Annotated in this window: 26 protein-coding genes; all 26 read left to right on the top strand. The window is 73.7% G+C overall.

The genetic code is table 11. The annotated features are described in order from the left end of the window. The first annotated feature begins 36 nt into the window (after positions 1-36). The 26 genes from pyrR (at position 37) to lgt (ending at position 25,316) form a co-directional block, all read left to right on the top strand. The gene (pyrR, locus tag ABD249_RS07715) at positions 37-585 is read left to right on the top strand and encodes a bifunctional pyr operon transcriptional regulator/uracil phosphoribosyltransferase PyrR (RefSeq protein ID WP_344342326.1); all 549 of its coding nucleotides are present in this window, start codon (positions 37-39) and stop codon (positions 583-585) included. Further along, positions 582-1,520, top strand: a complete 939-nt coding sequence (locus tag ABD249_RS07710) for an aspartate carbamoyltransferase catalytic subunit (RefSeq protein WP_344342324.1) — start codon at positions 582-584, stop codon at positions 1,518-1,520. The genes pyrR and ABD249_RS07710 overlap by 4 nt, the downstream gene beginning before the upstream one ends. Further along, a complete protein-coding gene (locus ABD249_RS07705; RefSeq protein ID WP_344342322.1) occupies positions 1,517-2,800 on the top strand; it encodes a dihydroorotase in 1,284 nt (427 codons plus the stop codon). The genes ABD249_RS07710 and ABD249_RS07705 overlap by 4 nt, the downstream gene beginning before the upstream one ends. After that, positions 2,797-3,294, top strand: coding sequence for a PH-like domain-containing protein (locus tag ABD249_RS07700; protein WP_344342320.1), 498 nt, complete (start codon positions 2,797-2,799; stop codon positions 3,292-3,294). Before ABD249_RS07705 ends, ABD249_RS07700 begins: the two co-directional genes overlap by 4 nt. Further along, positions 3,291-4,415, top strand: coding sequence for a glutamine-hydrolyzing carbamoyl-phosphate synthase small subunit (gene carA, locus ABD249_RS07695; RefSeq protein ID WP_344342318.1), 1,125 nt, complete (start codon positions 3,291-3,293; stop codon positions 4,413-4,415). The genes ABD249_RS07700 and carA overlap by 4 nt, the downstream gene beginning before the upstream one ends. After that, positions 4,415-7,690, top strand: a complete 3,276-nt coding sequence (gene carB / locus ABD249_RS07690; protein WP_344342316.1) for a carbamoyl-phosphate synthase large subunit — start codon at positions 4,415-4,417, stop codon at positions 7,688-7,690. Before carA ends, carB begins: the two co-directional genes overlap by 1 nt. Then, positions 7,687-8,499: an orotidine-5'-phosphate decarboxylase gene (gene pyrF, locus ABD249_RS07685; protein ID WP_344342314.1), complete on the top strand. Its 813-nt coding sequence runs from the start codon at positions 7,687-7,689 to the stop codon at positions 8,497-8,499. The genes carB and pyrF overlap by 4 nt, the downstream gene beginning before the upstream one ends. Continuing rightward, positions 8,496-9,353: a guanylate kinase gene (gmk, locus tag ABD249_RS07680; RefSeq protein ID WP_344342312.1), complete on the top strand. Its 858-nt coding sequence runs from the start codon at positions 8,496-8,498 to the stop codon at positions 9,351-9,353. The genes pyrF and gmk overlap by 4 nt, the downstream gene beginning before the upstream one ends. A 65-nt stretch (positions 9,354-9,418) precedes the next feature. Next, a complete protein-coding gene (gene rpoZ, locus ABD249_RS07675; RefSeq protein WP_344342310.1) occupies positions 9,419-9,676 on the top strand; it encodes a DNA-directed RNA polymerase subunit omega in 258 nt (85 codons plus the stop codon). Next, positions 9,676-10,872, top strand: a complete 1,197-nt coding sequence (gene coaBC / locus ABD249_RS07670; protein WP_344342307.1) for a bifunctional phosphopantothenoylcysteine decarboxylase/phosphopantothenate--cysteine ligase CoaBC — start codon at positions 9,676-9,678, stop codon at positions 10,870-10,872. Before rpoZ ends, coaBC begins: the two co-directional genes overlap by 1 nt. Beyond that, the gene (gene metK, locus ABD249_RS07665; protein WP_344342305.1) at positions 10,869-12,059 is read left to right on the top strand and encodes a methionine adenosyltransferase; all 1,191 of its coding nucleotides are present in this window, start codon (positions 10,869-10,871) and stop codon (positions 12,057-12,059) included. The genes coaBC and metK overlap by 4 nt, the downstream gene beginning before the upstream one ends. Then, positions 12,056-13,933, top strand: coding sequence for a primosomal protein N' family DNA-binding protein (locus ABD249_RS07660; protein WP_344342303.1), 1,878 nt, complete (start codon positions 12,056-12,058; stop codon positions 13,931-13,933). The genes metK and ABD249_RS07660 overlap by 4 nt, the downstream gene beginning before the upstream one ends. Continuing rightward, positions 13,933-14,844 (top strand): methionyl-tRNA formyltransferase, encoded by a 912-nt coding sequence (locus ABD249_RS07655; RefSeq protein ID WP_344342301.1) that lies wholly within the window; start codon positions 13,933-13,935, stop codon positions 14,842-14,844. The genes ABD249_RS07660 and ABD249_RS07655 overlap by 1 nt, the downstream gene beginning before the upstream one ends. Beyond that, complete coding sequence (locus ABD249_RS07650) at positions 14,837-16,240, top strand: RsmB/NOP family class I SAM-dependent RNA methyltransferase (protein WP_425546295.1); 1,404 nt, start codon at positions 14,837-14,839, stop codon at positions 16,238-16,240. Before ABD249_RS07655 ends, ABD249_RS07650 begins: the two co-directional genes overlap by 8 nt. Positions 16,241-16,249: 9 nt before the next feature. After that, positions 16,250-16,915, top strand: a complete 666-nt coding sequence (gene rpe, locus ABD249_RS07645) for a ribulose-phosphate 3-epimerase (protein WP_344342297.1) — start codon at positions 16,250-16,252, stop codon at positions 16,913-16,915. Then, a complete protein-coding gene (locus ABD249_RS07640) occupies positions 16,912-17,172 on the top strand; it encodes a phosphoribosyl-ATP diphosphatase (protein ID WP_344342295.1) in 261 nt (86 codons plus the stop codon). The genes rpe and ABD249_RS07640 overlap by 4 nt, the downstream gene beginning before the upstream one ends. A 43-nt stretch (positions 17,173-17,215) precedes the next feature. Next, on the top strand, positions 17,216-18,055 hold the full coding sequence (gene hisG, locus ABD249_RS07635; protein ID WP_344342293.1) for an ATP phosphoribosyltransferase: 840 nt from the start codon (positions 17,216-17,218) through the stop codon (positions 18,053-18,055). Further along, complete coding sequence (gene hisF / locus ABD249_RS07630) at positions 18,052-18,813, top strand: imidazole glycerol phosphate synthase subunit HisF (protein ID WP_344342549.1); 762 nt, start codon at positions 18,052-18,054, stop codon at positions 18,811-18,813. Before hisG ends, hisF begins: the two co-directional genes overlap by 4 nt. After that, positions 18,810-19,133, top strand: a complete 324-nt coding sequence (hisI, locus tag ABD249_RS07625; RefSeq protein WP_344342291.1) for a phosphoribosyl-AMP cyclohydrolase — start codon at positions 18,810-18,812, stop codon at positions 19,131-19,133. The genes hisF and hisI overlap by 4 nt, the downstream gene beginning before the upstream one ends. After that, positions 19,130-20,647 (top strand): anthranilate synthase component I, encoded by a 1,518-nt coding sequence (locus ABD249_RS07620; protein WP_344342289.1) that lies wholly within the window; start codon positions 19,130-19,132, stop codon positions 20,645-20,647. Before hisI ends, ABD249_RS07620 begins: the two co-directional genes overlap by 4 nt. Continuing rightward, positions 20,644-21,204, top strand: a complete 561-nt coding sequence (locus ABD249_RS07615) for a Trp biosynthesis-associated membrane protein (protein ID WP_344342287.1) — start codon at positions 20,644-20,646, stop codon at positions 21,202-21,204. The genes ABD249_RS07620 and ABD249_RS07615 overlap by 4 nt, the downstream gene beginning before the upstream one ends. Positions 21,205-21,253: 49 nt before the next feature. Further along, positions 21,254-21,481 (top strand): DUF6704 family protein, encoded by a 228-nt coding sequence (locus ABD249_RS07610; RefSeq protein ID WP_344342547.1) that lies wholly within the window; start codon positions 21,254-21,256, stop codon positions 21,479-21,481. Then, the gene (gene trpC, locus ABD249_RS07605) at positions 21,481-22,260 is read left to right on the top strand and encodes an indole-3-glycerol phosphate synthase TrpC (protein WP_344342285.1); all 780 of its coding nucleotides are present in this window, start codon (positions 21,481-21,483) and stop codon (positions 22,258-22,260) included. Before ABD249_RS07610 ends, trpC begins: the two co-directional genes overlap by 1 nt. Beyond that, a complete protein-coding gene (gene trpB, locus ABD249_RS07600) occupies positions 22,257-23,468 on the top strand; it encodes a tryptophan synthase subunit beta (protein ID WP_344342284.1) in 1,212 nt (403 codons plus the stop codon). Before trpC ends, trpB begins: the two co-directional genes overlap by 4 nt. Then, on the top strand, positions 23,465-24,262 hold the full coding sequence (trpA, locus tag ABD249_RS07595) for a tryptophan synthase subunit alpha (protein ID WP_344342283.1): 798 nt from the start codon (positions 23,465-23,467) through the stop codon (positions 24,260-24,262). Before trpB ends, trpA begins: the two co-directional genes overlap by 4 nt. Positions 24,263-24,296: 34 nt before the next feature. Beyond that, complete coding sequence (gene lgt, locus ABD249_RS07590) at positions 24,297-25,316, top strand: prolipoprotein diacylglyceryl transferase (RefSeq protein ID WP_344342281.1); 1,020 nt, start codon at positions 24,297-24,299, stop codon at positions 25,314-25,316. The last annotated feature ends 44 nt before the right edge of the window (positions 25,317-25,360 follow it).

The following is a 25,360-nucleotide window of genomic DNA, read 5'->3' as shown; positions in this document are numbered from 1 at the left end:
GGCCGACACGCCCTGAGAGGCAGGAAGGGGGTCTGCATGCCTGCGCGCACCGTGCTGCAGGAGGCGGACATCGCCCGGGCGCTCACGCGCATCGCCCACGAGATCCTCGAGGCGAACCGCGGCGACGCGTCCCTCGTGCTGCTGGGCATCCCGACGCGCGGCGCGTTCCTCGCCGAGCGCATCGCCACGCGACTCGGCGAGATCACCGGCACCGACTTCGCGTCCCGCACCGGCACGCTCGACGTCACGATGCACCGCGACGACCTGGCCCGCACGGGTGCGCGTCCGACGCATCCCACCCGCATCCCCGGCTCGGGCATCGACGGCCAGACCGTCGTGCTCGTCGACGACGTGCTCTACTCGGGCCGCACGATCCGCGCCGCGCTCGATGCGCTGACGGACCTCGGCCGGCCCGCCGCCGTGCGGCTCGCCGTGCTCGTCGATCGCGGCCACCGCGAGCTGCCGATCCGCGCCGACTTCGTGGGCAAGAACCTGCCGAGCGCCGCGAGCGAGCACGTCTCGATCCTGCTGCGCGAGACCGACGGGCAGGACGCCGTGACGATCCAGGAGGGTGCGACGCGATGAGGAGCCTGCTGACGGCCGCGCTGACGCGCGACGAGGCGATCGAGCTGCTCGACATCGCCGAGGACATGGACCAGATCCACGACCGCGACCAGAAGAAGCTGCCCGCGCTGCGCGGCCGCACGGTCGTGAACCTGTTCTTCGAGGACTCGACCCGCACGCGCTCGTCGTTCGAGATCGCGGGCAAGTGGCTCTCGGCCGACGTCATCAACGTCTCGGGCAAGGGATCGAGCGTCTCGAAGGGCGAGGACCTGCGCGACACCGTCACGACGATCGCCGCGATGGGCGTCGACGGCGTCGTCGTGCGCCACGGCTCGTCGGGCGCGCCGGCGCTCGTGGCCTCGTGGATCCCGCAGGTCGTGGTGAACGCGGGCGACGGCACGCACGAGCACCCCACGCAGGCCCTGCTCGACGCCTTCGCGCTCCGCCGCCGCATCCACGGCGCCGCGTCGCGCGGCAAGGGCCTCGACGGCGTCCGCGTCGCGATCGCCGGCGACGTGCTGCACAGCCGCGTCGCGCGCTCGAACGCGCTGCTGCTGCCGGCCCTCGGCGCGGAGGTCACGATCGTGGCTCCGCCGTCGATGCTGCCGCCGGGCATCGAGACCTGGCGCGCCGCGCACACGACCGACCTCGACGCCGTCGTCGACGCGCGGCCCGACGCGATCATGATGCTGCGCGTGCAGCTCGAGCGGCAGACGGGCGCGTTCGTGCCGAGCGCCGCCGAGTACGTCGGCGGCTGGTCGCTGAGCCCCGAGCGCTTCGCGAGGCTCGGGGGCGAGACGCTCGTGATGCATCCCGGCCCGATGAACCGCGGGCTCGAGATCTCCTCGGTCGCCGCCGACGCCGCCGCGTCGCTCGTGCTCGAGCAGGTGCGCGCGGGCGTCTCGGTGCGCATGGCCGTGCTCTACCGACTCCTGGCAGGAAGGACCGACTCGTGACCCTCATCGTGCGCGGCGCCCGCATCCTCGGCGGCTCGGCCGCCGACCTGACGATCGAGGACGGCACGATCACCGCGATCGGCACGGCCTCGGCATCCGCCGACGCGACCGTCGTCGACGCCGACGGCCTCGTCGCCCTCCCCGGGCTGGTCGACCTGCACACGCATCTGCGCGAGCCGGGCTTCGAGCAGTCCGAGACCGTCGCGACGGGCGTGCGGGCGGCCGCGGCCGGCGGCTTCACGGCCGTCTTCGCCATGGCGAACACGCGTCCCGTCGCCGACACCGTCGCGGTCGTCGAGCAGGTCGCCGAGCTCGGCCGGCGCGCCGGGCTCGCGTACGTGCAGCCCATCGGCGCCGTGACGGTCGGGCTCGCGGGCGAGCGGCTCGCCGACCTCGGCATGATGGCGCGCTCTGCCGCGAGGGTCCGCGTCTTCTCCGACGACGGCCACTGCGTGCACGACGCGCAGCTCATGCGCCGCGCGCTCGAGTACGTCGCGCCCTTCGACGGCGTCATCGCGCAGCACGCCCAGGAGCCGACGCTCACGGTCGGCGCGCAGATGCACGAGTCGGCGCTGTCGGGCGAGCTGGGGCTCGCGGGATGGCCCGCCGTCGCCGAGTCGGCCATCGTCGCGCGCGACGTGCTGCTCGCCGAGGCCACCGGCGGTCGCCTGCACGTCTGCCACGTGTCGACGGGCGAGACGGTCGAGGTGCTGCGCTGGGCGAAGGCTCGCGGCATCCGCGTCACCGCCGAGGTCACCCCGCACCATCTCGTGCTCACCGAGCAGGAGGTGCGCGGCTACGACGCGCGCTTCAAGGTGAACCCGCCGCTGCGCGCGGCGAGCGACGTCGACGCGCTGCGCGCCGCGCTCGCCGACGGCACGATCGACGTCGTCGCCACCGATCACGCGCCGCACCCCGTCGAGGCGAAGCAGGCGGCCTGGGCCGACGCCGCGATGGGCATGGTCGGGCTCGAGACGGCCCTCGCCGTCGTGCAGGAGGCGATGGTCGACACGGGCCTGCTCGACTGGGAGGGCGTCGCGCGCGTGCTGTCGACGACCCCCGCGCGCATCGGCCGCCTCGCGACGCAGGGGCAGGGCATCGTCGTCGGCGCGCCCGCGCACCTCGCGCTCCTCGACCCGAGCGGCGCGACGAGCATCGAGACGCATCACCTGCACGGCACGTCGACGAACTCGCCGTTCCTCGGGCGCTCGCTGCCCGGTCGCGTCGTGCACACGATCTACGACGGCCGCCCGACGGTCTCGGACGGGGTCGTCGCATGAGCTACGAGGCATTCATCCTGCTCAGCATCGCGCTGATCGCCGTGCTGCTGCTCGTCGGCGTCCTCGGCTGGCGCGCCCGTCGCCGACGCCATCGAGACCTGCAGGCGCCGCAGGTGCCGTCGGGCTTCCAGGCCGTCGTCGACGCGCCCATCCTCTACGTCGCGACGACGACCGCCGGCGATCCCTACGACCGCGTCGCCGTCCACGGGCTCGGCTTCCGCGCCCGCGGGCGCGTCGCGGTGGGCCCGACGGGCATCGTGCTCGACCTCCCGGGCTCCGCCGTGCTCGTGCCCGTCGCCGACCTCGACGGCGTCGAGCGCGCGACGTGGACGATCGACCGCGTCGTCGAGCCCGGCGGCCTCCTCCGCATCGCCTGGCGCCTGGGGGAGCGCCGCCTCGAGACCTACCTCCGCGTGACCGGCGACGACGCCCCCGTCCTCGCCGCCATGCACGACATCCAGCCGCACCCGACCGCTTCAGGAGCTGCAGCATGACCCACGCACACCTCGTGCTCGAGGACGGCACGATCTACCGCGGCCGCGCCTACGGCGCCGTCGGCACCACCCTCGGCGAGGCCGTCTTCGCCACCGGCATGACCGGGTACCAGGAGACGATCACCGATCCGTCGTACGCGGGCCAGATCGTGGTGCAGACCGCGCCGCAGATCGGCAACACCGGCGTCAACGACGAGGACCCCGAGTCGCGTCGCATCTGGGTCGCCGGCTACGCCGTGCGCCAGGCGAGCCGCATGGTGTCGAGCTGGCGCGCGACCGAGAGCCTCGACGCCCGGCTCGAGCGCGACGGCATCGTCGGCATCCAGGGCATCGACACCCGCGCGCTGACGCGTCGCCTGCGCGACGCGGGCAGCATGCGCGCCGGGATCTTCTCGGGCGACGCGATCGCCAGCGACGAGGAGATGCTCGAGCAGGTGCTGCAGAGCCCGCAGATGGCCGGCCAGCGCCTCGCGGACGTCGTCTCGACGCCCGAGGCCTACACGCTGCCCGCCACGACCGAGCGCATCGGGCACCTCGCCGTGCTCGACCTCGGCATCAAGGCGTCGACCCTGCGCTACCTCCAGGGACGCGGCTTCGACCTCACGGTGCTGCCCCACTCGGTCACGGCCGAGGACGTCCTCGCCCTCTCGCCCGACGCGGCCTTCTACTCCAACGGCCCTGGCGACCCCGCGGCCTCCGACCAGTACGTCGAGCTGCTGCAGGCGCTGCTGCGCGCCGGCGTGCCGTTCTTCGGCATCTGCTTCGGCAACCAGCTGCTCGGCCGCGCGCTCGGGTTCGGCACCTACAAGCTGCCCTTCGGCCACCGCGGCATCAACCAGCCCGTGCTCGACGTCGCGACGGGCACCGTCGAGATCACGAGCCAGAACCACGGCTTCGCCGTCGACGCGCCCATCGGCGAGATCGTCGACAGCCCTGCGGGCTTCGGCCGCGTCGAGGTGAGCCACTACTCGCTCAACGATCACGTCGTCGAGGGCCTCCGCGCCCTCGACATCCCCGCGTTCAGCGTGCAGTACCACCCCGAGGCCGCTGCCGGACCGCACGACTCCATGTACCTCTTCGACCGGTTCGCAGCACTCGTGCGCGAGCGGAAGGACGCCTGATGCCCAAGCGCGACGACATCCACTCCGTCCTCGTCATCGGGTCGGGCCCCATCGTGATCGGCCAGGCCGCGGAGTTCGACTACTCCGGCACCCAGGCGTGCCGCGTGCTGCGCGAGGAGGGCATCCGCGTCATCCTCCTGAACTCGAACCCGGCGACGATCATGACCGACCCGGACTTCGCCGACGCGACGTACATCGAGCCGATCACGCCCGAGATCCTCGAGACGATCATCGCCAAGGAGCGGCCCGACGCCATCCTCCCGACGCTCGGCGGGCAGACGGCGCTCAACGCCGCGATCGCGCTGCACGAGCAGGGCATCCTCGAGCGCCACGGCGTCGAGCTCATCGGCGCGAAGGTCGACGCGATCCACCGCGCCGAGGACCGCCAGCTCTTCAAGCAGCTCGTGCTCGACGCCGGCGCCGACGTCGCCTCGAGCGTCATCGCGAAGACCGTCGACGAGGCGCTCGCGTTCGCCGAGGAGTACGGCTACCCGGTCGTCGTGCGCCCGTCGTTCACGATGGGCGGGCTCGGATCGGGCTTCGCGCACGACGAGCCCGAGCTGCGGCGCTTCGTCGCCGACGGCATCCACTCGTCGACCATCGGCGAGGTGCTGCTCGAGGAGTCGATCCTCGGGTGGAAGGAGTACGAGCTCGAGCTCATGCGCGACACGGCCGACAACACGGTCGTCATCTGCTCGATCGAGAACGTCGACCCCGTCGGCGTGCACACCGGCGACTCCATCACGGTCGCGCCCGCGCTGACGCTCACGGACCGCGAGTACCAGGAGCTGCGCGACATCGGCATCCGCATCATCCGCGACGTCGGCGTCGACACGGGCGGCTGCAACGTGCAGTTCGCCGTCGACCCCGCGACGGGTCGCATCATCGTGATCGAGATGAACCCGCGCGTCTCGCGCTCGAGCGCCCTCGCGTCGAAGGCGACGGGCTTCCCGATCGCGAAGATCGCCGCGAAGCTCGCCATCGGCTACCGCCTCGACGAGATCCCGAACGACATCACGGGCGTGACGCCCGCGTCGTTCGAGCCGTCGCTCGACTACGTCGTCGTCAAGGTGCCGCGCTTCACGTTCGAGAAGTTCCCCGCCGCCGACCCGACGCTCACGACGACCATGAAGTCCGTCGGCGAGGCGATGGCGATGGGGCGGACGTACACGCAGGCGCTGCAGAAGGCGCTGCGCTCGATGGAGCGCCGCGGCTCGAGCTTCCACTGGTCTGGCGAGGTCGGCGACAAGGACGAGCTGCTCGAGCGGTCGCGCACGCCCACCGACGGCCGCATCGTCACGCTGCAGCAGGCGATCCGTGCCGGCGCGACGGTCGAGGAGGCCTTCGAGGCCACGTCGATCGACCCGTGGTTCATCGACCAGATCGTGCTGCTCGAGGAGGTCGCGCAGGAGATCCGCGACGCCGAGTGGCTCGACGAGGAGATCCTGCGGCACGCGAAGGAGCACGGCTTCTCGGACGTGCAGATCGCCGAGCTGCGCGGCGTGCCGGAGGACGAGGTCCGCGCGACGCGCTGGGAGCTCGGCCTGCGTCCGGTCTTCAAGACCGTCGACACGTGCGCGGGCGAGTTCCCCGCGCTCACGCCGTACCACTACTCGTCGTACGACCAGGAGACCGAGGTCGTGCCCTCGGACCGCCGCAAGGTCGTCATCCTCGGCTCGGGTCCGAACCGCATCGGCCAGGGCATCGAGTTCGACTACTCGTGCGTGCACGCGTCGTTCGCGCTGCGCGACGCCGGGTACGAGACGATCATGATCAACTGCAACCCCGAGACGGTCTCGACCGACTACGACACGAGCGACCGGCTCTACTTCGAGCCGCTCACGCTCGAGGACGTCCTCGAGGTCATCCACGCCGAGTCCGCCTCCGGCGAGCTCGTCGGCGTCATCGTGCAGCTCGGCGGGCAGACGCCGCTCGGGCTCGCGCGCGGGCTCGAGGCCGCGGGCATCCCGATCCTCGGCACGCAGCCGGACGCGATCGACCGGGCCGAGGAGCGTGGTCAGTTCCAGGACATCCTCGACGCCGCCGGGCTCGTCGCGCCCCGCAACGGCACGGCGACGACCGAGGAGGCCGCCCTCGAGGTCGCCGAGCGCATCGGCTACCCCGTGCTCGTGCGGCCGTCGTACGTCCTCGGCGGTCGGGGCATGGAGATCGTCTACGACCGCGAGACGCTGCACGGCTACTTCGAGCGCATGGCCGACACCGCCATCATCGGGCCGGGCAAGCCGCTGCTCGTCGACCACTTCCTCGACGACGCGATCGAGATCGACGTCGACGCCATCTACGACGGCACCGACCTCTACGTCGGCGGCATCCTCGAGCACATCGAGGAGGCGGGCATCCACTCGGGCGACTCGTCGTGCACGCTGCCGCCCATCGGGCTCGGTCGCTCGCAGATCGACGAGGTGCGCGACGCGACCCTCGCGATCGCCCGCGGCCTCGACGTGCGCGGACCGCTCAACGTGCAGTTCGCGATCTCGGCGGGCAGGCTCCACGTCATCGAGGCGAACCCGCGCGCGAGCCGCACGGTGCCGTTCGTCGCGAAGGCGCTCGGCTCGCCGATCGCGCGCGCGAACGCGCTCGTCATGGCGGGTCGGACGATCCGCGAGCTCCTCGACGAGGGGTTCCTGCCCGAGCGCGACGGATCGACGCTCCCGCTCGACGCACCGGTCGCCGTCAAGGAGGCCGTGCTGCCCTTCCGTCGCTTCCGCACCCGCGAGGGCGCGCTCGTCGACAGCCTCCTCGGCCCCGAGATGCGCTCGACGGGCGAGGTCATGGGCATCGACCGCGACTTCCCGCGCGCGTTCGCGAAGAGCCAGATCGCCGCGTACGGCGGCCTGCCGACGTCGGGCACGGTCTTCGTGTCGGTGAGCGATCGCGACAAGCGCCAGGTCGTCCTGCCGATCCACCGTCTGCGGCAGCTCGGGTTCCGCGTCCTCGCGACCGAGGGCACGGCCGAGATCCTCGTGCGCAACGGCATCGAGGTCGAGACGATCGCGAAGCACAACGAGGTCGGCGTCGAGGCGTCGATCGTCGGTGCGATCCACCGCGGCGAGGTCGACATCGTCATCAACACGCCCACGGGTCCCGCAGCGCGTCTCGACGGCTACGAGATCCGCGCCGCGACGGTCGGCGCCGACAAGGCGCTCTTCACGACGGTGTCGCAGCTCGGCGCGGCCGTCGCGGCCATCGAGGCCGCGAGGTCGCCGTTCGAGGTCACGAGCCTGCAGGAGTACCACGCGAGGAGGACGGCGTGACCTTCGGCGAGCGCCTCGCCGCCGCGGTCGCCGAGCGCGGCCCCGTGTGCGTCGGCATCGATCCGCACGCCCACCTGCTCGAGGCGTGGGGCCTGCCCGACACGGCAGCGGGCGCCGAGGCCTTCGGGCTCGAGCTCGTCGCGGCGGCGGCGGGTCGCGTCGCGGTCGTCAAGCCGCAGGTGGCGTTCTACGAGCGGCACGGCGCCGCGGGCATCGTGGCGCTCGAGCGCGTGCTCGAAGCCGCGCGCGACGCCGGCCTGCTCACGATCGCCGACGCGAAGCGCGGCGACCTGGGCTCGACGATGCAGGCGTACGCCGAGGCCTGGCTGACGCCCGGCGCGCCGCTCGAGGCCGACGCCATCACCGCGTCGACCTACCTGGGGCTCGGCGCGCTCGAGCCCGCGCTGCGCCTCGCCCACGAGCACGGCAAGGGCGTCCTCGTGCTGTGCGCGACGTCGAACCCCGAGGGCGTCGACGTGCAGGCGCGCACGGATGCGGCGGGGGAGTCCGTCGCCGCCGCGATCGCGCGCGGCGCCGCCGACTGGAACGCCGCGCACGCCCCGGGCGCCATCGGCACCGTCGGGCTCGTGGTGGGCGCGACGATCGATGCCGCGGCGCTCGGGCTCGCGCTCGAGCGCTCCACGCCGATCCTCGCGCCGGGCTTCGGGCACCAGGGCGCGCGCCTGGGCGACCTCGCGCGGCTGTACCCGGCGGATGCGCTCGTGCTCGCCTCGGTCTCGCGCAGCGTCTCGGCCGATCGCGACGGCATCGTCGCGGCGATCGACGCCGCCGTGGAGGAGGCGCGATGACGCTCGATCCCGCCGCCGGCGCCGAGGCCGCGCTGCGGGCGCGACGCGCCCGGGCCGAGGTCAAGCGCGCGGTGCACGCGCGCGAGCGCACCGCGCTCCAGGTGGCCGAGGCCGCATGGGAGCATCCCGGCTCCGCGGAGGCGAGCCTGCGCGTGACCGAGCTGCTCGACGCGATCCCCGGCATCGGCGCGCGACGCGCCGAGCGCACGCTCGAGCGCCTCGAGATCTCGCCGCGCAAGCGCGTGGGCGGGCTCGGCGCGCGCCAGCGCGAGCGCCTGCGCGAGTGGCTCGACGTCGACCCCGCGCCCGCGCGCCTCATCGTGCTCGCCGGCCCGACGGCCGTCGGCAAGGGCACGGTCGCGCAGCACGTGCGCGAGCACTACCCGTGGATCCGGCACTCCGTGTCGTGGACGACGCGGGCGCCGCGCCCGGGCGAGATCGACGGCGTGCACTACCGCTTCGTCTCCGACGCCGAGTTCGACGAGGGGCTCGCCGAGGACGCGTTCGTCGAGTGGGCCACCGTGCACAACTCCCATCGCTACGGCACGCCGCGCGCGCAGGTGCAGGAGGTGCTCGACACGGGCGACTCCGTGCTGCTCGAGATCGACCTGCAGGGTGCGCGCCAGATCCGCGACAGCATGCCCGAGGCGCTCCTGGTGTTCCTCGCGCCGCCGTCGTGGGAGGAGCTCGTCCGCAGGCTCGTCGGGCGGGGCACCGAGGACGAGGCGGAGCGCACGCGCCGCCTGGCGACGGCCGAGGTCGAGCTCGCGAGCCAGGACGAGTTCGACGCGATCGTCGTCAATCGCGACGTGGCCGAGGCCGCGGCAGAGGTCGTCGGCCTGATCGGGCGCTAGACTGTTCCACTGCGCCGCCTCTCATCGAGGGGCTCGAGCGCGCACACGCTTCCCAAGGAGGACCCATGGCCGCGAAGGGCATCATCAACCCGCCGATCGACGACCTGCTGTCGAAGGTCGACTCGAAGTACCAGCTCGTGATCTTCGCCTCGAAGCGCGCGCGCCAGATCAACGACTACTACACCGACCTCCACGAGGGCAGCATGTTCGACAACGTCGGACCGCTCGTCGACTCGACGCTCGAGGACAAGCCGCTGTCGGTGGCGCTCCACGAGATCCACGAGGACAAGCTCCTCCTGAAGCCCTCGCAGCCCTCGGCGTAGTGCGCGTCGTCGTCGGCGTCGCCGGCGGGATCGCGGCCTACAAGGCCGCGCACGCCATCCGGCGCCTCGTGCGGGATGGGCACGACGTCCACGTCGTGCCCACCGCGTCCGCCGTGCGCTTCGTCGGCATCCCGACGTTCGAGGCGCTCAGCCGCAACCCGGTGACGACCGACCTCTTCGACGACGTCGCGGAGGTGCGCCACGTCGCCCTCGGCCAGTCGGCCGACCTCATCGTCGTGCTGCCCGCCACCGCGTCGACGCTCGCACGCATCGCGCACGGCCTCTCCGACGACCTGCTCGGCACGACGATCCTCGCCTCCGAGGCGCCGCTCGTCGTCGCCCCGGCGATGCACACCGAGATGTGGCGCAACGCGGCCACCCAGGCGAACGTCGCGACGCTGCGCGAGCGCGGCGTCACGATCGTCGGGCCCGCCGACGGGCTGCTGACGGGCGCCGACTCCGGCCCCGGCCGCATGGTCGAGCCCGACGACGTCGTCGAGGCCGCCTACGCCATCGTCGCGCCGACGCGCGACCTCGAGGGCATGCGCGTCGTGGTGAGCGCCGGCGGCACCCGCGAGCCGATCGATCCCGTGCGCTTCCTCGGCAACCGCTCCTCCGGCGCCCATGGCGTCGCCCTCGCCGCGCGCGCCGCCGCGCGCGGCGCCGACGTGACGCTCGTCGGCGCGAACCTCCAGGTCGAGGCGCCGCGCGGCGTGCGGCTCGTGCCCGTGTCGACCACCGCCGAGCTGCGCGACGCGATGCTGCTCGCGAGCCGCGACGCGCACGCGACGATCATGGCCGCGGCGGTCGCCGACTACCGCGTCGCCGAGGTGAGCGACGCGAAGCTCAAGAAGGACGCCTGGGGCTCGTCGCCCACCCTGCGCCTGACCGAGAACCCCGACGTGCTCGTCGAGCTCGCGGCGCGCATGCCGCGCGGCGTCGTCGTCGGCTTCGCGGCCGAGACCGAGCCCGACGCGGACGCCCGGCGCGCGATCGCCGTCGCGAAGCTCGCCCGCAAGGGCTGCGACCTCCTCGTGCTGAACCAGGTCGGCGTGGACCTGGGCTTCGGCGACGTCGAGACCGTCGTCGAGATCCTCGACGCCTCCGGCGTCGTCGCCACCGCCTCCGGACCGAAGACGTCGGTGGCCGATGCCATCCTCGACGTCGTCCGATCGACCCTGCAGGAGCACGCATGACCTCCCGGCTGTTCACGTCCGAGTCCGTCACCGAGGGGCACCCCGACAAGATCTGCGACCAGATCTCGGACCGCATCCTCGACGCGATGCTCGCGCAGGACGCGCACTCGCGCGTCGCGGTCGAGACGCTCGTGACGACGGGGCTCGTGCACGTCGCGGGCGAGGTGCGCACCGAGGGCTACGTCGAGATCCCGAAGCTCGTGCGCGACACGATCGTCGCCATCGGCTACGACTCGTCGGCGGTGTCGTTCGACGGCAACTCGTGCGGCGTCACGGTGTCGATCGGCGAGCAGTCGCTCGAGATCGCCACGGGCGTCGACACGGGCCTCGAGGCCCGCGGTGGCGAGACCGACGTGCTCTCGCAGCTCGGCGCCGGCGACCAGGGCATCATGTTCGGCTACGCGACCGACGAGACGCCGACGCTCATGCCCGCGACGGCCTGGGCGGCGCACCGGCTCGCGGAGCGGCTCACGGCCGTGCGCCGCGACGGCACCATCCCGTACCTGCGGCCCGACGGCAAGACGCAGGTGACGATCGAGTACGTCGACCACGAGCCCGTGCGCGTCGACGCCGTCGTCGTCTCCACCCAGCACGCCGAGGACGTCGACCAGGCCGTGCTGCGCGCCGACGTCGAGCGCCACGTCATCGCGCCGATCCTCGAGGCGCTCGGCCTCCCGCACGACGACGTCACGATCTTCGTGAACCCGTCCGGCTCGTTCGAGGTCGGCGGGCCCAAGGGCGACGCCGGCCTGACCGGTCGGAAGATCATCGTCGACACGTACGGCGGCGCCGCGCGCCACGGCGGCGGCGCCTTCAGCGGCAAGGACCCGTCGAAGGTCGACCGCTCGGCGGCGTACGCGCTGCGCTGGATCGCGAAGCACGTCGTCGCGGCGGGTCTCGCTCGTCGCGTCGAGGTGCAGGTCGCCTACGCGATCGGGCGCGCGACGCCCGTGGGGCTGTACGTCGACTCGTTCGGCACCGGCACCGTCGACGACGGCACGCTCACCGACGCGATCCTCGCGACGTTCGACCTCCGCCCCGAGGCGATCATCCGCGACCTCGACCTGCGCAGGCCCATCTACGCGCAGACGGCGGCGTACGGCCACTTCGGCCGCGAGCTGCCCGACTTCACGTGGGAGCACACCCCCCGCGTCGACGCCCTGCGCAAGGCCGCCGGCGTGGCATGAGCGTCGCGCGCGTCGTCGTCGAGTCGCGCCTGCCGCAGCTCGACCGGCGCTTCGACTTCCTCGCCGACGACGTCGCGCCGGGCGTCCGCGTCCGCGTGCCGTTCGGCGGTCGCATGCTGCCGGGCTACGTCGTCGAGGTCGTCGAGGACAGCGACTTCGCCGGCGAGCTGCACCGCGTCGAGCGCGTGCTCTCGGCGGTGCCGGTGCTGCAGCCGGAGGTGTGGGCCCTCGTGCGCGCCGTCGCCGACCGCGCCGCGGGCTCGGCGGCCGACGTGCTGCGGATCGCGATCCCCGGTCGGCAGGCGCGGCCGGAGACGGCCTGGCTGAAGGCGGAGCGCGTGACGCCTGCGCCGCCCGAGGCGGGCGAGAGCATCCTCCCGGGGCTCGTCGAGCGGCGCGAGCGCATCGCCCTGCGGTCGGCGCCCGGCGTCGAGCGGGTGGGGGAGACGTGGGTCGGGCGCTGGGCCGTCGAGCTCGCCGGCCTCGCGCGCGACGCGCTCGCCCGTGGCGAGCAGGCGATCCTCGTCGTGCCCGACCACCGGGAGCAGCGGCAGCTCGTGGCCGCGCTCGAGGCCGTCGTCGGCGATCGCGTCGTCGAGCTCGACGCCCGCCAGTCGAACCCCGATCGCTACCGCGCGTTCCTCCGGGCGATCGACGGCGGGCCCATCGCGATCGTCGGCCCGCGCAGCGCCGTCTACGCACCCGCGGCGAACCTCGGGCTCCTCGCGGTGTGGGAGGACGGCGATCCGCTCCACGACGAGCCGCTCGCGCCCTACGCGACGACGCGCGACGTCGCGCTCGTCCGCCAGCAGCAGTCGGGATGCGCGCTCGTGCTCGCCGGCCACGCGCGGTCGACCGAGACGCAGCGGCTCCTCGAGCTCGGCTTCCTCGACGCCGTGACGCGCGGCAGGCCGCCGCGCACCCTGCCCGCCGCGCTCGTCGACGGGCCGTCGGCGCGCATCCCCGGCATGGCCTTCCAGGTCGCGAAGGAGGCGATCGCGCACGGGCCCGTCCTCGTGCAGGTCGCACGGCCGGGGCACGCGCCAGCGCTCGCGTGCGCGCGCTGCGGCGAGCGGGCGCGGTGCAGGCGCTGCTCGGGACCGCTGCGTCGGGCGCGCGCCGAGGCGTCGCCGTCGTGCGCGTGGTGCGGCGCGGTGCACGCCGCGTGGTCGTGCACGTCGTGCGGCGGTCGGGGCATCGTCGAGCTCGGACGCGGCTCGATGCGCACGGCGGACGAGCTGGGCCGCGCCTTCCCGAACGTGCCGGTCGTCGTGGCCGACGGGCAGCACGAGCGGCTCGAGGTCGACGACCGACCGCGGCTCGTCGTCGCGACCCGCGGCGCCGAGCCCATCGCGGCGGGCGGCTACCACGCCGTCCTCCTCCTCGACGGCGAGCGGCTGCTGGCGCGCGAGAGCCTGCGCGTGGCCGAGGACGCCGTGCGCGCGTGGTCGGGCGCACGGGCGCTCGCACGCGACGACGCGACGATCGTGCTCACCGGCGCCGTCGGCCGGGTCGCCGCCGCCATGACGGCGCGCGAGCCCGCGGCGTTCGCCGCCGCCGAGCTCGCCGACCGGCGCGCCCTGCGCTTCCCGCCGGCCGTGCGCGTCGCATCCGTCGTCGGCGGGCCCGACGAGGTCGAGCGCGTCGTGCGCGCCGTGGGCGAGATCGGCGCGACGGACGCGCTCGGACCCGTCGACGTCGGCGAGGGCGCGGTACGGTCGATCGTCCGCTTCGACTACGGAGCGGGCGTCGACGTCGCGCAGGCTCTGCGCGCCGAGATCGTGCGGGCTGCCACGCAGTCGCGATCGCGCGTCGCCAAGGGCGCGCCCGTGCGCGTGCACGTCGACGACCACGAGCCGTTCGAGGGGATCTGATGCGCATCGTCTTCGCCGGGAGCCCGGAGGCCGCCGTGCCGAGCCTCGAGGCGCTCGCCGCCGTGCACGACGTCGCGCTCGTCGTCACGCGCGCCGCCTCGCCGCAGGGCAGGCGCCGCGTGCTCACGCCGACGCCGGTCGCCGCGGCTGCCGAGCGGCTCGGCCTGCCGGTCCTCGAGGCGAACCGCCTCGACGCCGACGCGACCGAGCGCATCGTGGCGACCGGTGCGGCGCTCGGCGTGGTCGTCGCCTACGGCGGCCTCGTGCGCGAGCCGCTGCTGTCGGCGCCCGAGCACGGCTGGATCAACCTGCACTTCTCGCTCCTGCCCGCGTACCGCGGCGCTGCGCCGGTCCAGCGTGCGCTCGTCGCCGGCGAGCACGAGACGGGCGTGAGCGTCTTCCGCCTCGTGCCCGAGCTCGACGCCGGCCCGATCGTGCGGATGGAGGCGTCGCCCGTGCCGCCGCTCGCGACGGCCGGCGACCTCCTGGCGCAGCTCGCGGCATCGGGTGCCGGCGTGCTCGTCGAGGCCGTCGACGCGATCGCCGACGGCACCGCCGTCTTCGTCGAGCAGGTCGGGGAGCCCTCGTTCGCACCGAAGCTCGCGCTCGCCGACGGCCTCCTGCGCCTCGACGAGCCCGCGCCCGCCGTGCTGTCGCGCTTCCGCGGCGTCACGCCCGAGCCGGGCGCGCACGTCCTGCTCGCGGGCGAGCGCGTCAAGGTGCTCGGGCTGTCGCGCAGCGCCGCCGATCCGCTGCCGGCGGGCACCGCGCGCCTCGTGGGTCGCGATGCCGTGCTCGGCACCGCATCGTCGCCGCTCGCGCTCGGGCAGGTGCAGCCCGCGGGAGGACGCCCGATGGCCGCCGCCGACTGGTTGCGCGGCCGCGGCGGAGAGGTCGTGCTCGATGCCTGATCGCCGGAGCGACCGAGCGCCGCGTCGGCGCACGACCGAGCGTCCCTCTCCGCGCCGCGTGGCGCAGGAGGTCGTGCGCGACGTCGACGTCGACGACGCCTACGCCAACCTGCTGCTGCCCGCGCGCATCCGCGAGGCGGGCCTCGACGCGCAGGACGCGGCGTTCGCGACCGAGCTCGCCTACGGCACGCTGCGCTGGCAGGGCCACCTCGACGCCATCGTCGTCGCTGCCGCAGGCAGGCCCATGGACGAGATCGACGCGACGACCCGCTCGGTCCTGCGCGTCGCCGTGCATCAGATCGCGAGGATGCGCGTGCCCGCGCACGCGGCGGTGCACGAGTCGATCGAGCTGCTCGGCGACCACCGCGGGCGCCGCGGGTTCGCGAACGCCGTGCTGCGTCGCGTCACGGCGACGTCCATCGACGAGCAGGTCGACGCCATCGCGGCGGGCATGTCCGCCGACGACGCCCTCGCGCTGCGCGCGGCGCACCCGACGTGGGTGGTGCGGGCGCTGCGCCGGGCGCTCGACGCCGAGGGCGCGGCCGACGAGCTCGAGGCGCTCCTCGCGGCCGACAACGACGCGCCCCGCGTCCAGCTCGTCGCCCTCCCGGGCCTCGCCGAGCCCGCGGAGCTCGGCGACGAGTCGACGGCATCTCCCCTCGGCAGGCTCTCGCCCGCCGGCGACCCCTGGCGCGTGCCGGCCGTCCGCGAGGGCAGGGCGCGCGTGCAGGACGCCGGCAGCCAGCTCGCGGCGCTCGCGCTCACGCGCGCCGAGCCCGTGGCCGCCGGCGAGCGCTGGCTCGACCTGTGCGCGGGCCCGGGCGGCAAGGCCGCGCTGCTCGCCGCCGAGGCGCGTGCGTCGGGCGCGCACCTCGAGGCCAACGAGCTCGTCCCCGCTCGCGCGGGGCTCGTGCGGCAGGCGCTCGCCGCCGTCGATCCGTCCGTCGAGGTCGCCGTCGGCGACGGTCGCCGGTACGCCGACGTCGACGGCGTCTACGACCGCATCCTGCTCGACGCCCCGTGCACGGGGCTCGGCGCGCTGCGCAGGCGGCCCGAGGCGCGCTGGCGCAAGCAGCCGAGCGACGTGCCCGAGCTCGCACGCCTCCAGTCCCAGCTCCTGCGGGCCGCGATGCGCGCCGTGCGACCCGGCGGCCTCGTGGCGTACGTGACGTGCTCGCCGCACCTGGCCGAGACGCGGGCGATCGTGCAGGGTGCGATCGCCGACGGCGCCGAGGCCGTCGACACCCGTGCGGTCATGACGCGGATCGCCCCGGATGCGACGCTCGGCGGCACGGGCGAGGCCGTGCAGCTCTGGCCCCACCGCACGGGCACCGACGCGATGTTCGTGCAGCTGCTGCGTCGTCCCGGCGGCGACGCCGCGGCGTCCGCTCGATAGCCTCGAGCCGTGCGCATCCACCCGAGCATCCTGTCCGCGGACTTCGCCAACCTCGAGCGCGACCTCCTCGCCATCGCCTCCGCCGACGCCGTGCACGTCGACGTCATGGACGGCCACTTCGTGCCGAACCTGACGCTCGGCCTCCCGGTCGTCGAGCGCATCGGGCAGGTCTCGCCCGTGCCGCTCGACGTGCACCTCATGCTCGAGGACGCCGACCGCTGGGCGCCCGAGTACGCGCTGCCCGGCGTCGCGAGCGTCACGTTCCACGCCGAGGCGAGCGCCGATCCGTTCGCCCTCGCCCGCACGCTGCGCGACGCGGGCGTCGCGGCAGCGGTCGCGCTCAAGCCCGGCACCGACGTCGCGCCGTTCGTCGATCGCATCGACGCCTTCGACATGGTGCTCGTCATGACGGTCGAGCCGGGCTTCGGCGGGCAGTCGTTCATGCCGGAGGTGCTGCCGAAGCTCGGCGCGCTGCGGCGTGCGGCCGTCGACGCGGGCGTCGAGGTGCGCCTGCAGGTCGACGGCGGCATCTCGACCGACACGATCGGCGAGGCCGCCGCCGCCGGCGCCGACACGTTCGTGGCCGGATCCGCCGTCTACGGCCACGGCGCACCCGCCGGGCGCATCCAGGCGCTGCGCGACGTGCTCGCTCGGGCGACTACCCTGGAGCGGTGAAGACCTTCGACACCCTGTTCGCCGAGCTCGCGCAGGCCGTGGCCGACGGACGCGAGGGCAACACCCTCTCGCGCGTCGAGGGCGGCGTGCACTCGATCGGGAAGAAGATCGTCGAGGAGGCCGCCGAGGTGTGGATGGCGGCCGAGCACGAGGGCGACGACGCGACGGCGGCCGAGATCTCGCAGCTGCTCTACCACCTGCAGGTGCTCATGCTCGCGAAGGGCCTGAGCCTGCAGGACGTGTACCGACATCTCTGAGCCCGCCGCCCACCGCTCGCTCGCTCACCCAGAAGAGACCCCCATGCTGAAGATCGCCGTGCCCAACAAGGGCGCGCTGTCCGAGACCGCCGCCGGCATGCTCGAGGAGGCCGGGTACCACGGCCGCCGCGACGGCAAGGAGCTCATCGTCGCCGATCCGGCGAACGACGTCGAGTTCTTCTACCTGCGCCCGCGCGACATCGCCACGTACGTGGGCTCGGGCGTCATCGACGTCGGCATCACGGGCCGCGACCTGCTGCTCGACTCGGGCTCGCCCGCCGTCGAGGTGCACGGGCTCGGCTTCGGCCGCTCGACGTTCCGCTTCGCGGGCCCCGTCGGCACCTTCTCGTCGACCGACGAGCTCGCGGGCGTCCGCATCGCGTCGAGCTACACGGGGCTCCTGCGCTCGTGGCTCGACGCCCGCGGGCTCGATGCGACGCTCGTGCACCTCGACGGCGCCGTCGAGTCGGCGGTGCGACTCGGGGTCGCGGATGCGATCGCCGACGTCGTCGAGACGGGCGCGACGCTGCGCAAGCAGGGGCTCGAGACCTTCGGCGAGCCCATCCTGACGTCCGAGGCGGTGCTGATCTCCTCGGGCCGCGCGAGCGACGGCCTGCACGTTCTGCGTCGTCGCCTCGAGGGCGTGCTCGTGGCGCGCCGCTACGTCATGGTCGACTACGACGTGCGTCGGGAGGACCTCGACGCCGCGGTGCGCGTCTGCCCCGGCAAGGAGTCCGCGACGATCTCCCCGCTGCGCGACGACGACTGGGTGGCCGTGCGCGTCATGACCGAGTCGCAGGACGTCAACCGCGTCATGGACGACCTCGAGGCCGCGGGCGCGAAGGCGATCATCGTCACGCGCATCCACGCAGCGAGGGTCTGATGCTCACGACGCGCGTCATCCCGTGCCTCGACGTCGCGGGCGGCCGCGTCGTGAAGGGCGTGCGGTTCCAGGACCTCGCCGACCAGGGCGATCCCGTCGAGCTCGCCGCGCGCTACGCGCAGCAGGGCGCCGACGAGCTGACGTTCCTCGACGTCACCGCGACGGTCGAGGGCTCCGACACGATCCTCGAGGTCGTCGAGCGCTGCGCCGAGCAGGTCTTCATCCCGCTCACGGTCGGCGGCGGCGTCCGCACGGTCGCCGACGTCTCGCGACTGCTCGCGCACGGCGCCGACAAGGTGGGCGTGAACTCGGCGGCGATCGCACGGCCCGAGGTCGTCGACGAGATCTCGGCCGCGTTCGGCGCGCAGGTGCTCGTCGTCTCGCTCGACGTGCTGCGCTCGGCCGACACCGCGAGCGGCTTCGAGGTCACGACGCACGGCGGCAGGCGCCGCACCGGCATCGACGCCATCGCGTGGGCGGCGGAGGTCGACCGCCGCGGCGCGGGCGAGCTGCTCGTCAACTCGATCGACGCCGACGGCACGAAGGCGGGCTTCGACCTCGAGCTCATCGCCGCCGTGCGAGCCGCCACCGGCGTGCCCGTCGTGGCCAGCGGGGGAGCGGGCGGCCCGGAGCACTTCGCGCCCGCCGTCTCGGCGGGGGCGGACGCCGTGCTCGCGGCGAGCATCTTCCACTCGCAGCAGAGCACGATCGACGACGTGAAGGCCGCCATGCGCGCGGCGGGGGTGACGGTGCGATGATCCCGCAGCTGAAGACCGACGAGCACGGCCTCGTGCCGGCGATCGTGCAGGACGACGAGACGGGCGACGTGCTCATGCTCGGCTACATGGACGCCGAGGCGCTCCGGCGCACGTCGACCGAGGGGCGCGTGACGTTCTGGTCGCGGTCGCGGCAGGAGTACTGGCGCAAGGGCGACACCTCCGGCAACGTGCAGGTGCCCGTGTCGATCGCGATCGACTGCGACGCCGACACGCTGCTCGTGCGCGTGCAGCAGACGGGGCCCGCGTGCCACACGGGCAACCGCACGTGCTTCTTCACGCCGCTCGAGGTCACGTCGTGACGACGACGACGCGCGAGCAGTTCGACGCGCTCGTGCCGACGCACCGCGTCGTGCCCGTCGTCCGCGAGATCCTCGCCGACACCGAGACGCCCGTGGGCGTCTACCGGAAGCTCGCGGTCGACCGACCGGGGTCGTTCCTCCTCGAGTCGGCCGAGCAGGGCGTGTGGAACCGCTTCTCGTTCGTCGGCGTCTCGTCGTTCGGGCAGCTCTCGGCCGACGAGGGCGAGGTCTCCTGGCGCAGCCACGGCCTCAGCGTCGAGCGGCTGCTGGGCGACGACGTCGAGCGCTCGCCGCTCGAGACGGTCGCGCACGTGCTCGAGCGCTGGCGCACGCCGCGCGTCCCCGGGCTCCCGAGGCTCACGGGCGGGCTCGTCGGGCACGTGGGCTGGGAGGCCGTGCGCGAGCTCGAGCACCTGCCCGACCCGCCCGAGCGCCAGGTCGACGTGCCCGCGATCGGGCTGTCGTTCGTCGCGGAGCTCGTCGTGCTCGACCACCGCACCGGCACGGCGCTGCTCATCGCGACGGCGCTCGCCGACGGCGTCGAGGACGCCGACCGCCTGTGGGCGGGCGCGCAGCGGCAGCTCGACGACATGCAGGCGCGACTGGCCGAGGACGCGCCGACGTGGCTCGCGGAGCCGCTCGCCGACGTCGAGCCCGAGCCGACCGCCTCCGTGAGCGCCGAGGGGTTCGGCGCGATGGTCGAGCGAGCGAAGCGCCACATCGTCGACGGCGACGTCTTCCAGGTCGTGCTGTCGAGCCGGTTCGACGTGCCCCTCACGGCGCATCCGCTCGACGTCTACCGCGTCCTGCGCCTCCTGAACCCCTCGCCCTACCTGTACCTCCTCACGCTCGAGGACGCGAGCGGCAAGCCGTACCAGGTGGTCGGCTCGAGCCCCGAGGCGCTCGTCACGGTGCACGAGGGCCTCGCGACGATGCATCCCATCGCGGGCTCTCGGCCCCGCGGGGCCGACACGGCCGCCGACAACGCCCTCGCGGACGAGCTGCTCGCGGATCCGAAGGAGCGGTCCGAGCACGTCATGCTCGTCGACCTCGCCCGCAACGACCTCGCGAAGGTGTGCGAGGCGGGCTCGGTGGCCGTGACCGAGTTCATGGTGATCGAGCGGTTCAGCCACATCATGCACATCGTCTCGACCGTCGAGGGGCGCATGCGCGCGGGCGCCTCCGCCGTCGACGCCTTCCGCGCGACGTTCCCCGCCGGCACGCTCTCGGGCGCGCCGAAGCCGCGCGCGCTCGAGATCATCGACGCGCTCGAGCCGGCGCAGCGCGGCGTCTACGGCGGCGTCGTCGGCTACTTCGACTTCGCAGGCGACGCCGACCTCGCCATCGCCATCCGCACCGTGACGATCGTCGACGGCATGGCGCACGTGCAGGCGGGCGCGGGCCTCGTGGCCGACAGCGTGCCCGCGACCGAGCACGCCGAGGTGCGCAGCAAGGCGGCGGCGCCGCTGCGGGCGACGGCGCGCGCGGACGCCATGCGCAGGATCGTCCGATGAGGGCGCGCGGGCGCGTCCTCGCCGTGCTCGCGCACCTCCTGGGCGGCGCGGCGATCCTCTCCGGCTCCGTGCTGACGTGGGCGACGGTCATGCCGCCCGACGCCGGCGCCATCGAGCTCGACGGCACGACCGTCGCACCCGCGCTCGCGCCCGTCGCGCTCACGATCGGCGCGCTCGGCCTCGCGCTCACGCTCGCGCGACCGCTCGTCGCCCGCGTGCTCGCGATCGTCGGCGTCGCGATGGTCGGGGTGGGCGGCACGCACCTCGCGCAGCGGCTCGCGGGCCTCGACGGCACGATCGCCGATGCCGCGAGCGCGGCGACGGGCGTCACGACCCTCGATGCGACCGCCACGACGACGGCTGCGCCGGCGCTCGCCGTCGTGGGCCTCGTCCTCGCCCTCGCCGCGGCGATCTGGACGTTCGCGACGGCCGGCGCATGGCAGCGCAGGCAGGCCGTGCAGCGCTTCGAGCGCGCGGAGTCGGGGCTCGCATGGGATGCGCTCGACGACGGCGAGGACCCGACGGCGACGCGCGGGCCCGAGGCCGAGGACCGGTAGACTGAGCGAACCCATGGATTCGAGGAGCACCGTGAGCGACCAGACCGCCATCGAAGAGCACGTCGAGCCGGGCGAGGGCCACTCGCCCGCCGCCTGGACGGCCGTGATCATCATGCTCGTGGCGATCGCAGCGGGCACGCTCTTCTTCTGGCTCGACCAGCCGCTGCTCGTGGGCATCGCCGCCGTCTTCGTGCCGATCGGCGCGATCGTCGGATGGGTGCTCGCACGAGCCGGCTACGGCGTGAACGGACCGAAGTACTCCGCGAAGGAGCACTGATGCTCGACGCCCTGACCGCCGGGGCGCTCGAGGACGCGGAGGTCCGCCGCGCCGCGCTGCCGTTCGACGAGCTCGACGCGATCGCGCGCGGCTCGCGAGCCCCCATCGACGTCATCGCGCTGCTGTCGCAGCCGGTCGACGGCGTCCACGTCATCGCCGAGGTGAAGCGCGCGAGCCCCTCGCGCGGGCCCATCGCCGACATCCCCGAGCCCGCCGCGCTCGCCGCCGCCTACGCGGCCGGCGGCGCGAGCGTCATCAGCGTGCTCACCGAGGGCCGCCGGTTCCTCGGCACGCTCGACGACCTGCGCGCCGTCCGCGCCGCGGTCGACGTCGCCGTGCTGCGCAAGGACTTCATCGCCTCGCGCTACCAGCTGCTCGAGGCGCGCGCCGCGGGCGCCGACCTCGTGCTGCTCATCGTCGCGGCGCTCGACGACGCGACGCTCGCCGACCTGCACGCGTTCGCGGAGGGGCTCGGCCTCTCGGTGCTCGTGGAGGTCCACGACGCCGACGAGGTCGCGCGCGCCCTCGCGGTCGGCGCGCGGATCGTCGGCGTCAACACGCGCGACCTCAAGACGTTCGAGATGCATCCCGAGCGCTTCGCCGAGCTCCGCCCCCTCATCCCCGAGGGCGTCGTCGCGGTCGCGGAGTCCGGCGTCCGCACCGTCGACGACGTCCGCGCATACAGGTCGGCGGGTGCCCACGCGGTGCTCGTCGGCGAGACCCTCGTGCGCGACGGCGACCCCGCCGATCGCGTCGCGGCATTCAGGAGTGCATCATGAGCCTTCGCGACGAGCGCGGCCCCGACTTCGGCCTCTTCGGCGGCGTCCACATGCCCGAGCCCCTCATGGCGGCGATCGACGAGCTCGCCGCCGCCTACGAGGAGGCAAGGCAGGATCCGGCGTTCGGCGAGGAGCTCGCGCGCCTCGGCCGCGAGTACACCGGCCGTCCCTCGCTGCTGACGGAGGCGCCGCGACTGTCGGCGGCCGTCGGCGGCGCGCGCATCATGCTGAAGCGCGAGGACCTCAACCACACCGGCAGCCACAAGATCAACAACGTGCTCGGCCAGGGCCTGCTCGCGCAGCGCCTCGGCAAGACGCGCCTCGTCGCCGAGACGGGCGCCGGCCAGCACGGCGTCGCCACCGCGACGGCGGCGGCGCTCTTCGGCATGGAGTGCACGATCTACATGGGCGAGGTCGACACGGAGCGCCAGGCGCTCAACGTCGCCCGCATGCGGCTGCTCGGCGCCGAGGTCATCCCCGTCACGACGGGTGCGCGCACGCTGAAGGACGCGATCAACGAGGGCCTGCGCGACTGGGTCCGCACCGTCGAGACGAGCCACTACCTCATGGGCACCGTCGCGGGCCCGCACCCGTACCCGGTCATGGTGCGCGACTTCCACGCCCAGATCGGCGAGGAGGCGCGTGCGCAGATGCTCGAGCAGGTCGGCAGGCTGCCCGACGCCGTCCTCGCATGCGTCGGCGGCGGCTCGAACGCCATGGGCATCTTCCACGCGTTCCTCGACGACCCGGACGTGCGCCTCATCGGCTACGAGGCGGCGGGCGACGGCGCCGACACCCAGCGCCACGCCCTCACGATCCGCCACGGCAGCCCCGGCATCCTGCACGGCTCGCGCTCGCTCATGCTGCAGGACGCCGACGGCCAGACGCTCGACTCGCACTCGATCTCCGCGGGCCTCGACTACCCGGGCGTCGGCCCCGAGCACGCCTGGCTGCACGACATCGGCCGCGCGGAGTACGAGCCCGTCTCGGACGCGGAGGCCATGGACGCGTTCCGCGAGCTGTCGCGCCTCGAGGGCATCATGCCCGCGATCGAGTCGGCGCACGCGATCGCGGGCGCGATGCGCCTCGCTCGCGAGCTCGGCCCCGACGCCGTGCTGCTCGTGTCGCTCTCGGGCCGCGGCGACAAGGACGTCGCGACCGCCGCGAAGTGGTTCGACGTCATCGACGAGGGTGCGACGCAGTCATGAGCGCGACGAAGCAGGCGATCGACGCCTCGGGCGGCCGCGCCCTCATCGGCTACCTCCCCGCGGGCTACCCGTCGCAGGAGGCGTGCGTCGAGGCGTGCGTCGCCCTCGCCGAGGGCGGCTTCACGGCCATCGAGCTCGGGCTGCCGTACTCGGACCCGAGCCTCGACGGCCCGGTGATCCAGGCGGCGACGCAGACGACCCTCGATCGCGGCTTCCGCATCGAGGAGGCGTTCGAGACGATCGCGGCGGTCACGGCGCGCACGAGCATCCCCGTGCTGGTCATGACGTACTGGAACCCCGTGCTGCGCTGGGGCGTCGACCGCTTCGCGGGCGCCCTCGCCGAGGCCGGGGGAGCAGGGCTCATCACGCCCGACCTCGTGCCCGAGAACGGCCGCGAGTGGATCGACGCCGCCGAGCACCACGACCTCGACCGCATCTTCCTCGCCGCGCCGTCCTCGTCGGACGCGCGGATCGACGAGGTGCTGCGGCGCTCGCGCGGCTTCGTCTACACGGTGTCGACGATGGGCACGACCGGCGCCCGCGGCTCGATGGACGTCGCGGCGCGCACGCTCTCGGACCGCCTCGAGGCGCGTCGCACCGCCATCGGCGTCGACCTGCCGCGCTGCGTCGGCCTCGGCATCTCCACCGGCGACCAGGTCGCCGACGTCCTGACCTACGCCGAGGGCGCCATCACGGGCTCCGCGCTCGTCGGCGCGCTGCGCGACGGCGGCATCGACGGCCTGCGTGCGCGGGTCGCCGACCTCGCCGCGGGTACACTCGTCCAGTCCCACTGACTCGAGGTGGTCACCCACCGATCACGGAGGATCCGTGCTGCAGAGCATCCCCAGCCCGTCGCCTGACCTTCAGGGCATCCCCGTCGGCGAATGGCTCACCTCGCTGCTGCCGTTCCTCGGCAACCCGATCACGCTGCCGAACGGCGCCGTCGTGTCGCTCGCCGACTGGGACATCCGCACGTACGCGCTCTGCATCCTGCTCGGCATCCTCCTCGCGGCGTTCATCACCGCGCGCCGGCTGCGGCAGCGCGGCGTCGACGGCGGCCTCGTCATCGACATCTCCGTGTGGGCCGTGCTCCTCGGCATCGTCGGCGCGCGCATCTTCCACGTGCTCACCTACCCCGACGAGTACCTGGGCGAGAACTTCGACCTCTGGAACGTGATCGCCGTCTGGAACGGCGGCGTCGCGATCTTCGGCGCCATCATCTTCGGCGCGCTCGGCATCTGGATCGGCTGCCGGATCACGGGGCTGCGGTTCACGACGTTCGTCGACGCGCTCGCGCCCGGCATGCTCGTGGCGCAGGCGGCCGGCCGTCTCGGCAACTACGTGAACCACGAGCTCTTCGGCCAGCCGACGTCGCTGCCGTGGGGCCTGCAGGTCGAGGCCACGAACCCCGCCTTCCCCGTCGGCCTGCCCGAGGGCACGCTCTTCCACCCGACGTTCCTCTACGAGATCGTCTGGAACCTCGTCGGCGCCGCCGTCATCATCTGGCTCGACCGTCGTCGCGACATCCAGTGGGGCAAGGCCGCGGGCCTCTACCTCATCTGGTACGGCGTGGGCCGTGCGGTGTGGGAGACGATCCGCATCAACCCGTCCGAGGTCTTCTTCGGCATCCGCGTGAACGTGTGGGCCGCCATCGCCGCCGTCGCGCTCGGCGTCGTCATCTGGATCGTGCAGAGCCGCAGGCACCCGGGCCTCGAGCCCGCACCCTGGCAGCCTGGCAGGGAGCCCGAGGATGAGGCGGTAGACTCCGACGTGTACTCCGAGCTCGACGAGGCCGACACAACGGCCGAGCCGGCGGTGGCAGCGGGAACCGCCAAGACCACCACCTGATCCGCCACACGGGCCGACGACGTTCCGTGCCGCCCTCTTTCCCT

Source organism: Agrococcus versicolor, from assembly GCF_039531815.1.
Taxonomy (GTDB): Bacteria; Actinomycetota; Actinomycetes; order Actinomycetales; family Microbacteriaceae; genus Agrococcus; species Agrococcus versicolor.
The sequence above is the reverse complement of the archived record's forward strand: the minus strand, read 5'-3'. Positions and strand labels throughout refer to the sequence as shown.

What these genes read in the sequence shown, in the direction of transcription:
- pyrR (WP_344342326.1), top strand. Translation starts at nt 37, where the DNA reads ATGCCTGCGCGCACCGTGCTGCAGGAGGCGGACATCGCCCGGGCGCTC.
- ABD249_RS07710 (WP_344342324.1), top strand. Translation starts at nt 582, where the DNA reads ATGAGGAGCCTGCTGACGGCCGCGCTGACGCGCGACGAGGCGATCGAG.
- ABD249_RS07700 (WP_344342320.1), top strand. Translation starts at nt 2,797, where the DNA reads ATGAGCTACGAGGCATTCATCCTGCTCAGCATCGCGCTGATCGCCGTG.
- carA (WP_344342318.1), top strand. Translation starts at nt 3,291, where the DNA reads ATGACCCACGCACACCTCGTGCTCGAGGACGGCACGATCTACCGCGGC.
- carB (WP_344342316.1), top strand. Translation starts at nt 4,415, where the DNA reads ATGCCCAAGCGCGACGACATCCACTCCGTCCTCGTCATCGGGTCGGGC.
- gmk (WP_344342312.1), top strand. Translation starts at nt 8,496, where the DNA reads ATGACGCTCGATCCCGCCGCCGGCGCCGAGGCCGCGCTGCGGGCGCGA.
- rpoZ (WP_344342310.1), top strand. Translation starts at nt 9,419, where the DNA reads ATGGCCGCGAAGGGCATCATCAACCCGCCGATCGACGACCTGCTGTCG.
- metK (WP_344342305.1), top strand. Translation starts at nt 10,869, where the DNA reads ATGACCTCCCGGCTGTTCACGTCCGAGTCCGTCACCGAGGGGCACCCC.
- ABD249_RS07660 (WP_344342303.1), top strand. Translation starts at nt 12,056, where the DNA reads ATGAGCGTCGCGCGCGTCGTCGTCGAGTCGCGCCTGCCGCAGCTCGAC.
- ABD249_RS07655 (WP_344342301.1), top strand. Translation starts at nt 13,933, where the DNA reads ATGCGCATCGTCTTCGCCGGGAGCCCGGAGGCCGCCGTGCCGAGCCTC.
- ABD249_RS07650 (WP_425546295.1), top strand. Translation starts at nt 14,837, where the DNA reads ATGCCTGATCGCCGGAGCGACCGAGCGCCGCGTCGGCGCACGACCGAG.
- hisG (WP_344342293.1), top strand. Translation starts at nt 17,216, where the DNA reads ATGCTGAAGATCGCCGTGCCCAACAAGGGCGCGCTGTCCGAGACCGCC.
- hisI (WP_344342291.1), top strand. Translation starts at nt 18,810, where the DNA reads ATGATCCCGCAGCTGAAGACCGACGAGCACGGCCTCGTGCCGGCGATC.
- ABD249_RS07615 (WP_344342287.1), top strand. Translation starts at nt 20,644, where the DNA reads ATGAGGGCGCGCGGGCGCGTCCTCGCCGTGCTCGCGCACCTCCTGGGC.
- trpC (WP_344342285.1), top strand. Translation starts at nt 21,481, where the DNA reads ATGCTCGACGCCCTGACCGCCGGGGCGCTCGAGGACGCGGAGGTCCGC.
- trpB (WP_344342284.1), top strand. Translation starts at nt 22,257, where the DNA reads ATGAGCCTTCGCGACGAGCGCGGCCCCGACTTCGGCCTCTTCGGCGGC.
- trpA (WP_344342283.1), top strand. Translation starts at nt 23,465, where the DNA reads ATGAGCGCGACGAAGCAGGCGATCGACGCCTCGGGCGGCCGCGCCCTC.